Raw genomic sequence first — 14,782 nt, 5'->3', positions numbered from 1 at the left:
TGATCAGCCTTTCACTGCGCCGGCGGTGATGCCTGCCACCATCGCGCGTTGGACGATCGCGAACATGACGACGACCGGCACGATCGAGATCATGCCGCCGGCGGCGAGCATGCCCCAGGGAAGCTGGAACTCGCCGACCATGAGTTGCAGACCGACCGGCCATGTACGGGCGCCCTGGCTCGTGGTCAGCATCAGCGCAAACAGGAATTCGTTCCATGCCGCGATGGCGACGAAGACGCTGGTCGCCATCAGGCCGTTACGGGTGATCGGCACAACGATCTGCCACATGGCGCTGAAGCGGGTGCCCCCGTCGATGCGCGCCGCGCTTTCCAGCTCCTTCGGGGCGGCATCGAAGAAGCCCTTCATCATCCACACGAAAAGCGGCAGCAGGAAGCTTGTATAGGCAATGGCCAGGCCGAACTTGGAATCGAGCAGACCGACCGAACGCATGACGACGAACAGCGGAATAATCATCAGGACCGCTGGAAACATGCGCACGACCAGGTAGCCCAGCATCAAGGATCCGCGTCCGGGGAAGTCGAAGCGCGCGAATGCATAGCTGGCGAGGGTGCCGGTCAGCAGGCAGATGACCACCGTGATGGACGTAACCACCAGGCTGTTGAAGACGAGCACGGGATAGTCCGATTGGGTCCAGATCTTCACATAGTGATCGAAGGTGAAACGCGTCGGCAGGTAGACCATGGTCTGGGTGACGATGTCGGCGTCGACCTTGATCGAAGTCAGGAATGTCCAGACGATCGGGAACAGGCAGAAGATCGCCAGCAGGACGAGAACCGCGTAGGTTGCGATGTCCCAGTTGCGCGAGGATTTCGAGATCGTCGCCATCGGATCAATCCTTGTTGACTTTGGAGACGCGGATATAGGCCCAGGCAAACAGCATCAGCAGAACGAACATCACCACCGAAAGCGCGGCTGCATAGCCGAAGTTGAAGTCCTTGTAGGCAGCCTGGAAGGCGTATAGCGACAGCACCTGGGTGGCGCGCCCAGGACCGCCGCCGGTGAGGATCAGCAGCAGGTCCGGCGAGTTGACGAGGCCGATGACGCGCAGGATGACAGCCGCCGCGATCACCGTGCGCAGCATGGGCAGGGTGATGAGCCTGAGTTGCGCCAGCGGCCCCGCGCCGTCGATGTTGGCTGCTTTGTAGAGATCCGCCGGAATGCCCTTGAGGCCGGCCAGAAGCAGCAATGCAAAAAACGGGAAGCCATGCCAGGCCTCGACCAGGATCGCCGCCGCCATTGCCGTCGAAGGATCAGCGAACCATGCCTTGTAGCTGCCGAGAATGCCGGCCTTGAGCAATAGGTCGTTGATGACGCCGAGGCGCGGGTCGAGCAGCAGCGACCACATGTGACCGGCCACGACATTGGGCAGAAAGTAGGGCAGCAGGATTAGCACGCCCAGCAGCTTTGTGCCGGGCAGATTGCGGTTGAGCGCCAGTGCCGCCACCAGGCCGAGCAGGAATTCGAGAGCGACCGAGGCCGTGGTCCACACCACCGTGTTCCACAGGGCGGTCCAGAAGACCGGGTCCGAATAGAGCCTGATATAGTGCTTGAATCCGATCAGGCCGGTTCCCAGCGCCGGCCGGTTCATCCGCATCTCGCGGAAGGAGAGCTGCGCGCCATAGAGCGTCGGGTAGAGCACCACCGCCAGGATCAGGACGAAGCTCGGGATCAGCAGGATATACATCCAATAGCGGGTCTCGGAGAGCTCTCCGACCCACGCCATCGGACCTCTCGCTGGCCGGGCCGGCGTTGCGATTGCATTCGTCATTTGAAATCCCGACTGTTGCATCGGAGACAGGAGCGCCACCTGCCGGCCCCGGGGAACGGGGAAGACCGCTCGAAAAAACGGAAGCCGGCCCGGAAGGTTACTTGGCCTCTTCGAGACCGGCGATCATCTCGTCGACCGCTTCCTCTGCCGTCGCCTGGCCGATCAGCGCGCGCTGGAAGGCCGGCAGAGCCACGCCTTCGGACCAGCCGGCAAGGCCGGGGAAGCTGGGCGGCAGCTGGCCGTAGCCGAGCACCTCGGCCGCGGGCGCATAGATCGGATTGCCAGTGATCGCGGCGTGCTGGGCCAGCTTGGCGGATGCGGGGAAATAGCCGGTGGCCTGGAGAAACGCCAATGCCGCATCGGCCTCCGCCCAGAACGACACCCAGCTCCACGCGGCGTCGGCATTGGTTTCCTTCATCAGGCCATTATAGGCATAGGCAAGCCGCGCGATCCGGGCCGAAGGGCCGGCCGGCATCGTCGCGGTTGCGAACTGCTCGCCCGGCTTGAGAGCCTTCTCGATGTCCTTGATCGAACCGGTATGATGCCACAACATCGCCGTCTGACCGGTGCTGAAGGCTTCGACAATTTGACGGTAACCGTCGTTCGGCGCGCTCGGTGGCGCGACCTTATGTTCGGTGAACAGGCCGGCATAGAACTTGATCGCCTCCACCGCCGGCGCCTTGTCCAGGCCGATATGGCCGTCCTTGACCAGAGGCGCGCCAAACGCTTCCATGACGTCGATGATATATTTCTGGCCTCCGGCTCCGCCGCGCAGGCCGAAACCGTAGCGGTTCTTCGAAGCGTCGGTGAGCTTCTTGGCGGCTTCCAGGAATTCGGCGAAGGTCTTCGGGGCCGAGATGCCGGCTTCTTCAAACCAATCCTTGCGGTAATACATCCAGTCGACGAAGGCGAAAGAGGGAATACCGTAGATCTTGCCGTCCCTGGTTACGCCTTTCCAGCGGTCGTCAGGATAGTCGGCCTTGCCGCTCCAGCCGTTGACGCGATCCGTAAGGTCGACCAGCGCGCCCATCGCCGTCAGGTCGGCGACGCGCTCGGCCGTTACCTGCGACGTGTCCGGCTTGCTGTCGGCCGCAACGGCTGCCGTAACCTTTGCCATGAATTCAGGATTCGGGATGTTTTCCTGCGTGACCTTGACGGCAGGGTGTTTGGCCGCGAACGCCTTCATGACCGCATCGAGGCCGGCGAACTCGACCTGGCTGGAGAAGTGATGCCAGTAGTTGATGTTGGCGGTCTGCGCGAGCGCCGCGCGTGGCAAGGCGCCGGCGGCGACCAGTGCGGCGACGGACTTGAGGAACGCGCGTCTATCCGCGGCGAAGGTCATGGCTTCCTCCCTGAAGGAAAATTCTAGTTGTTGTGGCGCTGTGTCACTTCGACCTTGGCGCAGGCGCTGCGATCGAGTCCGGCCCAGTCATAGTCGTAGCCGACGCCCGGCTCGGAACTGACGTTGAGATACCCATCCTCGATGGCCAGGGGGCCGAGGCTGGTCAGGTTCCGGATTTGCCGCTCGTCGACGACGAGTTGCTCGTAATAGTCGTTATTCGATATCGCAGCGCAGAGTTGCGCATTCTCCAGGCTCATGCCGTGAACCTGGGCGCGCATGCCGAAGGATTCCGACATATGCGCGATCTTCATCGCACCGGTGAAGCCACCCTTGTAGAAGGCGCTGACGCGGGTCATGTCCAGCGCGCCGGCCTCGATCCAGCTCGCCATGTTCCAGTGCACGCCGTCGGAGGTCTCGGCGGCCAGCACGGGAATCGTCAGCTTCTCGCAGAGCTTGGCGTAGGAGCCGAGATGGAATTCGCGCATCGGCTCTTCGTACCAGGAGAAGCCGAGGTCCTGCAGCGCGACGCCCACCTTGAGCGCGTCGACATAGTCCCACCCGGCGGAGCCGTCGAACATGAGGTCCGCATCGGGTCCGGTCCATTTGCGCAGGGCAGCCGACAGTTCGATGTCGCGCTTCACATCGCCCCAGGCATGCAGCTTGAACGCGGTGAAGCCCACATCCATGCACAGCTTGATGTGGCGCTCGTAGTCATCGAGCGTCGGCCAGGTGACGGTGGAGGCATAGGCCGGCACTTTCGGGTCGTTGCCGCCCAGAAGCTGATAGACCGGCAGGTTTGCCGCCTTCGACTTCACGTCCCAGCACAGCACGTCGAGGATGCCGAGCGACCGCATGTGGATTTCCTCGACCCGGTCGATCTCCCAGATCAGTTTCCACAGCCGCTCGGTCATCAGCGGGTTCTCACCGATCAGCGCATGATAGCGGCGCGCAATCAGGTCAATGGCCGAGGCGCCGCGCACCAGCTCCATCGCGCCATGGATACCGGCATCGGTGTCCATGCGGATAACGGCCTTGCGCGGCCTGGTGCCGGGCGCCACGTCGCCATGCGAGCCGGCCAGGCCCCTGCGCCAGAAGAATTGTGGCCCTGGGTCAGTCTCGACGAGCCAGCAGGTGAAGCCGGTTATCTTCACGGTTCCTCCCCCAAGTCTTCTGATCTATCAGAATGTCTTTATGATATATTAGCAAGATTTGCAAGGGCGGTCCGTCCTTCGAGCGAGTCCCCCACCAGCCCCTCTTCGCGAGGCAAGGGCAATCTCGAAGAAAGCCTTACGATTGGCCGCCGCTACCGGATGCGGGCACCGCTCTCGTCGAACAGCCGCATCTTCTCCGCCTCGAAGCGCACCGTCAGAACCTGCCGGAATTCGGCCTGCCTGTCGCGCTGCTCGGCGACGATCTGCTCGCCTGTCGGCAAGCTGCCATGCACATAGTTGGTCGAGCCAAGTCGTTCGGTCACATCGGCGGTCAGCGTCAGTGCGGCGCCCGTTGCTGCGGCAAGGTGCTCGGGGCGAATGCCGAGCTGGAGTTCGCGGCCTTCCTCCAGCCTGGAGGCGAGATGGCCGATATTGACCGTGGTGCCGCCGACCGAGACGGCGCCCCCGCCATCGACTACCACGGCCTTGAGGAAATTCATGCGCGGCGAGCCGATGAAGCCGGCGACGAAGGCATTGTCGGGATCCTCATAGAGATCGAGCGGAGAGCCGACCTGCTCGATCTTGCCGGCACGCAGCACCACGATCTTATCGGCCAGGGTGAGCGCCTCGGTCTGGTCATGCGTGACATAGATCATGGTGTTGCCCAGCGTGCGGTGAAGCTTGGCGATCTCGACTCGCATCTGCACACGCAGCTCGGCATCGAGATTGGACAGCGGTTCATCGAACAGGAAGACGTCGGGGTTGCGCACGATGGCACGGCCGATTGCAACACGCTGGCGCTGGCCGCCGGAAAGATTTGCCGGCTTGCGGTCGAGCAAATGGTCGAGCTGCAGGATGCGCGCGGCTCTGCCCACCTTCTCGTCGATCTCGGCGCGCGGTCGGCCCGCCATGCGCAGGCCGAAGCTCATATTGTCGGCCACGCTCATATGGGGATAGAGCGCGTAGGACTGGAAGACCATGGCGACGCCGCGATCGGACGGCTCCTCGTCGTTCATCAGCCGGCCGCCGATGACGACGTCTCCTTCGCTGACCTCCTCCAGCCCGGCGATCATCCTGAGCAAGGTGGATTTGCCGCAGCCGGAGGGGCCGACGAAAACGCAGAACTCACCCTGCTCGATGGCCAGCGACACGCCATGAATCACGGCGGACGCACCATAAGCCTTGCGGACATGCTTGAGCTCGACCTGGGGCATGACTATCCCTTCAGCGACTATCCCTTCACCGCGCCGACGGCGATGCCGGACACGATCTGGCGTTGGAAGATAATGTAGAGGACGACGATGGGGGCCGCGGCCAGAACGATGCCAGCCGACAGCAGCGGCACGTTGGTCGTGTATTCGCCCCGCAACGCGGCGATGCCGACCATCAGCGTGCGCTGGTCCTGCAGCACCAGCAGGGAGATCAGCACGTCGTTCCAGCAATAGAGCGTGTTGAGGATGCCGAGCGTGATCAACGCCGGCTTGCCCATCGGCAGCATGACATGCCACCAGACCTGCCACGGCTTGGCGCCATCGATCCGCGCTGCCTCGACCAGCTCGCGCGGCAGGCCGCTGTAGAAAGCGGTCATCAGGTAGACACTGAACGGCAGGAAAAAGGCGGTGTAGGAAATGATCAGGCCGATGCGCGTGTTGATCAGGCCAAGCCCGATGACGGTCTGGTAGAAGGGCACCAGCACCACCTGCACCGGGATCATCAGCGAGGCGAGTATGACGATGAAGATCGCCTTGCGGTAGGGAAAGCGCAGCACGGCCAGCGCGAAGCCGGCCAGCGACGAGACGATGAGCAACAGCAGCACGGCACCTGCCGTCACGATGAGCGAATTGAAGAAATACTCGCCCAGCCGGGCGCGCGACCAGGCCTGTACGAAATTGTCGAAGGTCGGCTCGCTGACGATGCCGAAGCGGTTGAGGATGTAGCCCTTGCTGGTCTTCAGCGCATTGTTGACGGCGAAGAAGACCGGGTAGACACATGACAGCGCAAGCAGCGCCATGGGCACCGAGAGGATCCAAAGCGTACGCTTCTCGCGTTTTCCCGCTGCGGCCATGATCGCCTCACAAATTCGAGTTGCGGTTCATGATGCGGATCTGCAGCCAGGCGAGACCGCCCATCAGCACGAACAGCACCATCGAGATCGCCGCCGCATAGCCCGGGCGGTTCATCTTGCCCTGCTCCAGCCAGATCAGGAATTCCGGCAGCGTCGTCGCCGTGCCGGGCCCGCCTGCCGTCAGCACGTAGATCAGCCCGAACATGGAAGTGAGCACGCCGATGGTGGTGACGACGGCCACGAATTCGATGATCGGCCTCAGCGAGGGGATGATGACGTAGATCCAGGTCTGCCACAGCTTGGCGCCGTCCAGCCGCGCCGCCTCCAGCATGTCCTTGGGCACCGTCGACAGGCCGGCAAGGAAGATCAGCAGGCTCATGCCGAAGGTGGACCAGAGCTGCACCGCGATCAGGCTGGCCATGGCGGTGCCGCCCTGTCCCAGCCAGTCCACCGGCGAGATGCCGACCAGTTTCAACAGCGCGTTCAGGCTGCCGTCGCGCCGCAGCACGACGTTGAAGATCGAGCCGACGATGACCGATGACAGCACTGCCGGAAAGAAATAGACGGCCCGGAAAATCTTGCCGCCCGGCACGCCCTGATGGATCAGGATCGCCAGAAGCATCGGCAGCATGATCCAGATGGGCAAGGTGACCAGCAGCATGACGGTATTTGCCAGGCTGTCGTGAAAGACCGGGTCACGGGCGATCGCGGCATAATTGTCGGTGCCGACGAAATCCATGCGGTCGATGCCGTTGGCGTTGGTGAAGGACAGCACGAAGCCCCACACCAGCGGAATGATGCGGAACATCAGGACCAGGAGCAGCGCCGGCAGCACGAAAAGATAGGCGAAACGGCGTTCCGAGCGGCTGCCGAAGCCGGATTTCTTCCGGGTGGTGGGGCGAGGTGCAATGGTCATGGGATGTGCCGGCTTTTGGAAAATGTCGTTGACAATGGACGCCGGCCCTTCCTGTCCGCCGGACATTTCTCCCCGTAGAGGCGGGCAGAAGGCCGTAGCGGACGTGGGGTGGCCGATCCTGCAAACTCTGGAGAGCGCCCGCCGCCATCCCTCCAAGCCTGGCTATCGTCCCGCCCGTGCCTGCGCCTGCACTTCATCCATGCGGGCCGCGGCGGCGTCCACCGTCACGGCGCCATTGAGCAACAACTGGCTCTGGCGGTGCCATTCCTCGATTTCCGCCGTTGTCATGTTGGTGTGCGCGGTGGGGGCGCCCGACGTCGCCATCCAGCCGATGATCGCCTTGGCCGAGGGGCTCGCCAGCGTGCTGGTGTCCACCTTGGTGTTGGCGGCGATGGCGCCGGCATCGTGGAAGAACACCTGCATGGCCGCCGGGGCGGCGAACGCCTTGGCGAGGTCGATGGCGAGATTGGCGTTGGGCGACTTGTTGTTCACGGCATAGCCGATGCCGCCGGACAGCGGAAACTTCAGGTCGTCGGTCTTCTTGTCGCTGGCCAGCGTGGGTGAGAGGGGCTTGAAGACGCCGACATTCTCGGCGCCCAGGAACTCGTCGAACTGCTTCCAGTGGGCGACGTCGGAGATGAGGCCAATGGTGTTGGCGCCTTCGCCGCGCATGAAGGCTTCATACTCGTCCATGAATTTGGCGGTGGAATTGGCGCCCTCGGCGTACCAGCCCCAGGCCTGCGTATCGACCCAGGCCTGCAGGATCGCCTTCACCTGGGGGCTCGACCATTTCAGCTTGCCGGCCGCCCACTCGGCCTGCTCGGCGTCGGAGAAGGAATTGGCGGCCATGGAGGAAAAGAAGAACTCGGCGCCGAAACCTTCCTTGTTGCCCAGCGTGAAGCAGGGCACGTCGCCCTTGGCCTTGATCGCATCGCAGGCCTTCTTGAGTTCGTTCCAGGTCCTGGGCGGGCTTTCTGGATCGAGCCAGGCATTCTTGTAGAGCGTCTTGTTGTAGTAGACGACAAAGCCCTGGATCGAAAGCGGTACCGCGTAGACGGCGCCGTCCTTGCCGGTAAATTCCTCCCAGCCTTTGATGTCGCCCCTGATGTCGGCGACCTTGTCGTCCAGCTTCACCATGGCGCCGACCCGCTCCCTGGCCTGCGCACCGCCATGCAGGAGGATGAGGTCGGGACCGCCGGCCGAAGACAGGGCCGTGCCGAGCAGGGTGTAATATTGGTCGTGCGGCTGCATGACGTATTTGACGGTGACGCCCGGATGTGCCGCCTCGAAATCCGCCTTCACCTTCGCGAAATAGCCTGACGTGACCGGGTCGCCCGACTTCCAGTCCCAGACGGTGAGTTCCTGCGCCATAGCGGGGGTGGCCGTCAGCGCAGCAAAGAGGGCGGCAAAGCCGAGGGCATGTCTCATGGCAATTTCCTCCGGATGCAATGTTCTTTTGTCAGCAGTCGTTTGCGGTTTGCCGCTGGCGCGGCGCCGCGCCGACACGGGGATTGTGCGGCGCCTCGCCCAGCGCGTCGCGGCCGAGCAGCTCGGGCCGATGCCATTGCTTGCGGGCCGTCTCGCTGAGCACCAGGCCGTGGCCGGGGCGTTCGGGCGCATAGGCGAAGCCGTCCTCGATCAGCACCGGCTCCTCGACGAGGTGGTCGAAATTCTGGAACGAATATTCCAGCCACTCCACCTCCGGCAGGGCGCACGCGGTGTGGACGCCCAACTCGAGGAAGGTGTTGCCGAGCGACACCGGTATGCCTTTGTCGGCGGCCAGCCAGCCGATACGCATGACGTCGGTGACCTGGCCATGCACGTTGAGGATGTCGGTCGCGCCTTCTTCCATCAGGATGCGCTTGCCGGTCGCGTCGAGATATTCGCCGGAGTTGATCAGCGTCCACGGGCAGGCCCTGCGCAGCAACCGCAACCCCTCATAATCGTTGCGCAGGATCGGGTCCTCGACCCAGAGTAGGTCATGGCCCGCGCGGTGGATCTTCTCCAGCTTGGCGGCGGCCTCCTTGGCGCCCCATGCTTCGTTGGCATCGATCATCACCAGGGCGTTCTTGCGCACGCTCTTCTTCAACAACTCGATGCGGTGCAGGTCCCAGTCGAAATCGGGGCTGCCGACCTTGATCTTGAAGGCGCTGTAGCCGATTGCGTCGGCATGCCCGAAAAGCTCGGCGAAGGCATCGTCGGACAGATGAAAGTCGAGGCCGCTGGCATAGGCCCTGACGCGGCCGCGGGTGCCGCCGAGCAGCTTGAACAGCGGCAACCCTGCTTCCTTGGCGGCGAGGTCCCACAGGGCCACCTGGATCGCCTCTCCAAAGGGCAGCATCGGCGTCCGCTGGTTGCCGCCGCGCGGCCGGCCGACGCGGTGGACCATGGCCGAAGGATAGCCCCCCTCCAGCGCCGGCCACAGCTCGGTCCGGAAGATGCGGCCGATTTCGGCTTCCGCCGGCATTGGCACGAACAGTGTCTGCGCGAAGCCGAGACCGACCGCGCCATTGTCGGCGATCAGCTCCAGCGCCACCACATTGGCGTCGTCGGCGCGCACCTGGCTGTCGCCGATGACGCGGTCTCGGGCAAACTGGAAACGCGTGATACGGTAGTCTACAAGGCGAAGGGGCATGTTTCTGATCGACTTATGTAGCGCTCTGAAATATCAGTTAAATAAGTTAATATGTTAAAACATGGAGCGGGACAAGTGGGCCGAACCACATCGCGCATCGAGAAAAAGGCGGCGGCACCGGCGGGAAAACTGCTGAGCGACGTTGCCTATGAGCGCATCCTGGAGGGGATGTTCGACAAGACGGTGCCGGCCGGTGCCTTCGTGTCGCAGAACGACCTCGTGAAGCTCCTGGACATTCCAGTCGCGCCCCTGCGCGACGCCCTTCGCACGCTGGAGGCGGAAGGCATCGTCACCATTCATCCCCGGTCCGGCATCCAGTTCATAAAACCCGACCTCGAACTGACGCGAGCGACCTATCAGTTCCGCTCAATTCTGGAGAAAGCCGCCGTACGAGCCTATGCGGAGACGGGCGATGAGGCTGAAATGGACGCGATCCGCAAGCGCCACGAGGATCTGATCGAGAGGATCTCGCGCGACGGCCTCGCCCCGGACAGCCGCAAGGAGATGGAGGAGATGGAGGTGGTTCTGCACGGAACGGTGATCGGCATCCTGCAGAATCCGTTGATCACCTCGAATCTGCGGCGTGTGCACAACTATTTGCGGCTGTTGCGTCTCGACCGAAAGATCACGGCCCCGCTGGCACTTCGCACCTTGCGCGAACATGTCGACATCCTGAAGGCTTGCCAGTCGCGCGACGCCGATGCGGCGGAGGCCGCACTGAACACCCATTTTCAGTCAGCCTTGCAGCGCAATCTCGGGTTCTTCTGAAGCTGCGTTGGCACCGGCGCCGCCTGCGATCAAAGCGTCGGCGAGGCCGGAGCAAATGGTCCGGCGAACTCTCCGGGCTTATGAACCCGATCCGATCCGCCACAGGTCATCGAGATCGCGCAGCAGCGGCCTTGCGCCTTCACCGGCTGCGAGCCCCGCGTTGATCCGCTCCGAAGCAGCTGCCTGAAAGGGCATATACCCATCGTGGCGCGGCCGCAGATAGGAACCTTCGAGCGTCGCGCGGGTCTTCTCGTAGAATCCGGCACTGGCAGCGTTGACGTCACTATCCTCCCAGGCTGCGGCGTGGCCGGGCTGGCCGCCTGCCGCGGCGTAGGCGCCGCGCTGAACGTCTGCGCTGGCGACCCAATAGGCGAAGTCGCTCGCTTCGATCGGATGCCGGCTCATGGCCGAAACCGCAATGCCCGTCCCGCCGAGCGCGGCTCCGGCGGGCTTTCGTCCATCGATGGTGGGGATGTCGGCGAAGTGGATCCGCACTGGCCGGAAACCGTCCCAGGCATAGGACACGTAGCCGTAGATGTAGGGGACACAGGCGATCGTCGAATCCAGCCCGGCCATGCGTTCGAAGACGGCGATCGGATCTCGTTCGCGATCATTGGGATCGACGAGGCGCACGAGCTCGGACAGGCGTTCCCAGACCTCTACCCCCGCGTCAGGCGCGATGAACCGTTCCCTGTCGGCCGCGCAGGCATATCCGAGATGCGCCGCCAGCGTGTAGAAGGTCATCAGGGAATGGGGCGGCCGCAACGGCAGCGCGACGCGTCCGGTGCGGGCAAGGTCCATCATCTCGGCAAAGGACGACACCGGCCCGGCGATCCGACCCGGCACGAAGGCCTGGACTTGAGTCGCGGCGTCGATCGGGAAGGCCCATTGCCGGCCCTTCCACGCATAGGACGGATAGGACGGGCCGACCGACCCATGCGCAAGAGCCTCCCGCTCGGCCTCGCGCCCCGAAACATCGAGCGGAAGGAGGCAACCCTCCTTCGTGATCTGCCCGACATGCGGATGATCAATGACGATGAGATCGTATCGGCGCGCCAGCTCCTCGACCGGGAAGCACTCGAAATCCTGCAGCGAGCGCTTCTGCCAAATAATCTCGATCCCGGTCTTCTGCGCCCAGAGCCGTGAACAGGCGACCATCGGATCGTAGCCGCGCGGATGGTCCCAGGTCATGCCCTTCAGCCTAACCGTCACAGCCCGAACTCCCGTCGGATCGCACCCGTGTGCTCGCCGATCCGTGGCGCCGCCCGCATCACCTGTGGCCGCACGCCGTCGAAGCGGAGGGGTGAGCGGGTGGTGCGGATCGCGACATCGTCTTCGCGCTGCACCGTCTGAAGCATGTCGAGGACCTTGAAGCCCTCGCTGTGGAGGAGCTCGGGCCACGCCAGCACCTTGGCGCACCAGATGTCGGCGGGCTCGAGGATCGCCAGCCAGTGATCGCAGGTCTCGGTCGCCACCCGTGCGGCGATGATCGCCTTGATCTCGTCGCGCGCGCCGAACCAGCTCTTCGGATCGTCGCGGTAGGGCGCCAGCTCGGCGATATCAAGGAGGTCGGCGAGCTTTGCAATCGGCGTCATGGCAATGGCCAGGAAACCATCCCGGGTCGGATAAACGCCGTAAGGGGCAGCCAGATAGGCATGGGCGCTTCGGAGCGAGGACCGGCGCGGCATGCGCTCGCCGTCGTTGAGGAAGGTCGTCAGCACCTCGAACTGGAAGTCGACCAGCGCTTCGAGCAGGCTCGTCTCGACATGCGAGCCTAGACCGGTGATGCCCCGCCGGACGAGCGCTGCCAGGATGCCCTGCGCGGCCGCAGCTCCCGCCAGCATGTCTGCGATGGCGAGACCGAAGGGCACCGGCTCTTGGGTCTCGTCGCCGTTCAGCCACATCACGCCCGAGCGTGACTGCGCCAGCAGATCCTGGCCGGGCCGTCCGGCCCAGGGACCCTCGTTCCCGTAGCCGGTGATCGAGGCGTAGACGATGCGCGGGTTGATAGCCCGAACCGAGGCGTAATCGAGGCCGAGGCGCTCGATGACGCCCGGCCTGAAGTTTTGAATCACGACGTCGGCCTTCGTCAGAAGGGTGTGCAGGACGGCCAGGTCCGCGGGGTTCTTCAAGTCGATCGCGAGGCTCTCCTTGCCGCGGTTGATCGCGTGGAAAATCGTGGAATCGCCGCCGATCTCGGTATCGCTGAGATAAAGGCTGCGAGAGAGGTCGCCGCCCTGCGGCCGTTCGATCTTGATGACGCGGGCGCCGAAATCAAGCAGCCGCAGCGAGCAATAAGGACCCGACAGGAACTGGCTCATGTCGAGAACCACGAGGCCGTCGAGCGGCAGGACCGCGTGATGCGAGCCACGCGCCCCGGCTGGGAATTCTTGTTGCATCGGCGTGACCTCCGTATTTGTCGGGAACGGCTACCATGTCCAGGCAGGTCACCAGACTTGTGTCATTGTCTTTCGTATATGAATTATAATTTCATATATAATTCAAGAAGGCAAGCTTGCGGGATCGCGGGCCGGCAGGCCGGGCCTGCAGCCGATCGTATGGGGAGTGGTTGGCAAAACGCGATTTCTCCGAATCGCATTTTCTCTCCAACCCTTTGTTTCAGTGGGTTTTCTGCTTCAGTTGATGCGGGCCGCCGCCGAGATTTGGCTGGCGGACGCCTGCAACAGTTCGAGGATCTGCTGCTCGCTGCGCGGCCTGCCGAGAAGGCGGCGGATACGCGGGCAGGTCAGGGCCGCGAGAAGGCGGCCGCCGACGCCGAAAACCGGGACCGAGATGTTCGTGACCCCCTCGGCCTGCTGGCTCGGCCGCATCTCCCAGCCGCGCTCGCGCACGCTTGCCAGAACCTCGTCGAGCCGCTCCGGCCAGGTCTCGTTCGGCACGTGCTCGCGCTCGCCCAGCATCAGCTCGCGCTCTTCGTCCGACGCATAAGCGAGGAGTATGTGGCCTGATCCGGTATTGAGGAGATTGATGAGGGTACCGACCCGCACCGATATTCCCCAGTAGTCTGGCGCATCGATCTGCGCCACCACGACACCGCTGCCGCGGGCGTAGACGGTGAGATGGCAGGCCTGCTCGGCCTCCCGCGCAAAAAGCCGCATCGGGCGGAGGGCGAGGCTCACGAGGCGCCGCATGGGCGGGTGGCGGTGGGCGAGGTCGAACAGCTTCAGGGAGAGCTCGAAGCGATCGGATGGGGTACGGATCACGTAGTTGCGGCGCACGAGCCGGTCGAGCATCCGGTAGATCTCGTTCTGGGAGCGATCGAGCGCCTTCGCGATTTCGGCGAGCGACAGCCCTTCGTCGATCCCGGACAGGAGTTCCAGGATATCGAGTCCCTTGTCCAGCGCGGGCGCCTTGTACCGATCCTCGCCGTCGTCCTTGGCTGTCACTCGATTGTCCCCTTCGTGCAAGCCGCCGACCATAACACGGCGGGCCGGGCGGCCAATCCGCGATCCACACCTATCTTGTCGATTGACGCTCTATATGGAATTCTATATATGAATAAAATATTCGCATATAAAAATCTGCGAAACCACTTGAGGAAACGTACCGGTTCAGACCGCGCCAGTGGGCGGCCGACCGGGCCGATCGAAGCGGCAGGCCACGGGAGGCGCGGGCATGGTTGTCATCGAGCAGCATTTCGAGAATTACGAGATCGGCACCTGTCGGCTCACCTTCGGCCGGACCATTACCGAGGCCGACTTCGTCATCCATGCCGGCCAGACCGGTGACAATTTCCCCCACCACATGGATGCGCATTGGTGCGCGACGCAGGACTTCAAGCAGAGGATCGCCCACGGCACGCTGATCTTCAGCGTCGGCATCGGCATGACAGCCTCGACGATCAATCCGCATGCGATGTCGTACGGATACGACCGGCTGCGCTTCATCCGGCCTGTCTTCATCGGCGACACGATCCGGGTCCGCGCCACCATCACGGAGAAGCGTGACCACAAGCGGGCCGACATGGGCGTCGTGGTCGAGGCGATCGAGATGTTCAACCAGAAGGACGAGACCGTGCTCGTCTGCGAGCATCTTTATCTCGTCGCCCGCAAGCATCCCCTCGCACCGCCGACCCGGCACGAACCATGACCAGGG

Annotated in this window: 14 protein-coding genes; 2 read left to right on the top strand and 12 right to left on the bottom strand. The window is 63.4% G+C overall.

Annotated elements, in window-relative coordinates; translation table 11 throughout:
• Nucleotides 1-3 precede the first annotated feature (3 nt).
• From J8I29_RS26000 to J8I29_RS25960, 9 genes are all read right to left on the bottom strand, one after another.
• Entirely contained in the window at nucleotides 4-846 is an 843-nt protein-coding gene (locus J8I29_RS26000; RefSeq protein WP_209433875.1) for a carbohydrate ABC transporter permease, read from the bottom strand.
• 4 nt (nucleotides 847-850) lie between these two features.
• The gene (locus tag J8I29_RS25995) at nucleotides 851-1,744 is read right to left on the bottom strand and encodes a sugar ABC transporter permease (RefSeq protein WP_245197380.1); all 894 of its coding nucleotides are present in this window, start codon (nucleotides 1,742-1,744) and stop codon (nucleotides 851-853) included.
• A gap of 142 nt (nucleotides 1,745-1,886) precedes the next feature.
• Nucleotides 1,887-3,131, bottom strand: a complete 1,245-nt coding sequence (locus J8I29_RS25990; RefSeq protein WP_209433874.1) for a sugar ABC transporter substrate-binding protein — start codon at nucleotides 3,129-3,131, stop codon at nucleotides 1,887-1,889.
• Between the two features lie 23 nt (nucleotides 3,132-3,154).
• Entirely contained in the window at nucleotides 3,155-4,282 is a 1,128-nt protein-coding gene (locus tag J8I29_RS25985) for an enolase C-terminal domain-like protein (protein WP_209433873.1), read from the bottom strand.
• Nucleotides 4,283-4,434: 152 nt separating this feature from the next.
• Nucleotides 4,435-5,496: a sn-glycerol-3-phosphate ABC transporter ATP-binding protein UgpC gene (gene ugpC / locus J8I29_RS25980; RefSeq protein WP_209433872.1), complete on the bottom strand. Its 1,062-nt coding sequence runs from the start codon at nucleotides 5,494-5,496 to the stop codon at nucleotides 4,435-4,437.
• Between the two features lie 17 nt (nucleotides 5,497-5,513).
• Nucleotides 5,514-6,347 (bottom strand): carbohydrate ABC transporter permease, encoded by an 834-nt coding sequence (locus J8I29_RS25975; protein WP_105865605.1) that lies wholly within the window; start codon nucleotides 6,345-6,347, stop codon nucleotides 5,514-5,516.
• A gap of 7 nt (nucleotides 6,348-6,354) precedes the next feature.
• Nucleotides 6,355-7,263 carry a sugar ABC transporter permease gene (locus J8I29_RS25970; protein WP_209433871.1) on the bottom strand — a complete coding sequence of 303 codons (909 nt, stop codon included), beginning with the start codon at nucleotides 7,261-7,263 and terminating at the stop codon, nucleotides 6,355-6,357.
• A gap of 162 nt (nucleotides 7,264-7,425) precedes the next feature.
• The gene (locus J8I29_RS25965) at nucleotides 7,426-8,691 is read right to left on the bottom strand and encodes an extracellular solute-binding protein (RefSeq protein WP_209433870.1); all 1,266 of its coding nucleotides are present in this window, start codon (nucleotides 8,689-8,691) and stop codon (nucleotides 7,426-7,428) included.
• A gap of 31 nt (nucleotides 8,692-8,722) precedes the next feature.
• Nucleotides 8,723-9,898 (bottom strand): enolase C-terminal domain-like protein, encoded by a 1,176-nt coding sequence (locus tag J8I29_RS25960; RefSeq protein ID WP_209433869.1) that lies wholly within the window; start codon nucleotides 9,896-9,898, stop codon nucleotides 8,723-8,725.
• 75 nt (nucleotides 9,899-9,973) lie between these two features.
• On the opposite strand from J8I29_RS25960, the gene J8I29_RS25955 reads away from it, so the two are divergent.
• Entirely contained in the window at nucleotides 9,974-10,666 is a 693-nt protein-coding gene (locus J8I29_RS25955) for a GntR family transcriptional regulator (protein ID WP_245443651.1), read from the top strand.
• A 78-nt stretch (nucleotides 10,667-10,744) separates the two neighbouring features.
• On the opposite strand, the gene J8I29_RS25950 is transcribed toward J8I29_RS25955, so the two are convergent.
• From J8I29_RS25950 to J8I29_RS25940, 3 genes are all read right to left on the bottom strand, one after another.
• Complete coding sequence (locus tag J8I29_RS25950) at nucleotides 10,745-11,878, bottom strand: extracellular solute-binding protein (RefSeq protein WP_209433867.1); 1,134 nt, start codon at nucleotides 11,876-11,878, stop codon at nucleotides 10,745-10,747.
• Nucleotides 11,875-13,065: a CaiB/BaiF CoA-transferase family protein gene (locus tag J8I29_RS25945; protein WP_209433866.1), complete on the bottom strand. Its 1,191-nt coding sequence runs from the start codon at nucleotides 13,063-13,065 to the stop codon at nucleotides 11,875-11,877. Before J8I29_RS25945 ends, J8I29_RS25950 begins: the two co-directional genes overlap by 4 nt.
• A gap of 237 nt (nucleotides 13,066-13,302) precedes the next feature.
• Nucleotides 13,303-14,073, bottom strand: coding sequence for an IclR family transcriptional regulator (locus J8I29_RS25940; protein ID WP_245443652.1), 771 nt, complete (start codon nucleotides 14,071-14,073; stop codon nucleotides 13,303-13,305).
• Between the two features lie 238 nt (nucleotides 14,074-14,311).
• Between J8I29_RS25940 and J8I29_RS25935 the strand changes: the two genes are divergently transcribed.
• Nucleotides 14,312-14,776, top strand: coding sequence for a MaoC/PaaZ C-terminal domain-containing protein (locus J8I29_RS25935; protein ID WP_209433906.1), 465 nt, complete (start codon nucleotides 14,312-14,314; stop codon nucleotides 14,774-14,776).
• Nucleotides 14,777-14,782 lie beyond the last annotated feature (6 nt).

Source organism: Labrys sp. LIt4, from assembly GCF_017813775.1.
Lineage (GTDB): Bacteria > Pseudomonadota > Alphaproteobacteria > Rhizobiales > Labraceae > Labrys > Labrys okinawensis_A.
Note: the sequence above shows the minus strand (reverse complement) of the source record. Positions and strands in the feature narration are given on the sequence as shown.

Excerpts from the sequence above, each read along its gene's own strand:
- J8I29_RS26000 (WP_209433875.1), bottom strand. The coding sequence starts at position 846 with ATGGCGACGATCTCGAAATCCTCGCGCAACTGGGACATCGCAACCTAC.
- J8I29_RS25995 (WP_245197380.1), bottom strand. The coding sequence starts at position 1,744 with ATGGCGTGGGTCGGAGAGCTCTCCGAGACCCGCTATTGGATGTATATC.
- J8I29_RS25990 (WP_209433874.1), bottom strand. The coding sequence starts at position 3,131 with ATGACCTTCGCCGCGGATAGACGCGCGTTCCTCAAGTCCGTCGCCGCA.
- ugpC (WP_209433872.1), bottom strand. The coding sequence starts at position 5,496 with ATGCCCCAGGTCGAGCTCAAGCATGTCCGCAAGGCTTATGGTGCGTCC.
- J8I29_RS25975 (WP_105865605.1), bottom strand. The coding sequence starts at position 6,347 with ATGGCCGCAGCGGGAAAACGCGAGAAGCGTACGCTTTGGATCCTCTCG.
- J8I29_RS25970 (WP_209433871.1), bottom strand. The coding sequence starts at position 7,263 with ATGACCATTGCACCTCGCCCCACCACCCGGAAGAAATCCGGCTTCGGC.
- J8I29_RS25965 (WP_209433870.1), bottom strand. The coding sequence starts at position 8,691 with ATGAGACATGCCCTCGGCTTTGCCGCCCTCTTTGCTGCGCTGACGGCC.
- J8I29_RS25960 (WP_209433869.1), bottom strand. The coding sequence starts at position 9,898 with ATGCCCCTTCGCCTTGTAGACTACCGTATCACGCGTTTCCAGTTTGCC.
- J8I29_RS25945 (WP_209433866.1), bottom strand. The coding sequence starts at position 13,065 with ATGCAACAAGAATTCCCAGCCGGGGCGCGTGGCTCGCATCACGCGGTC.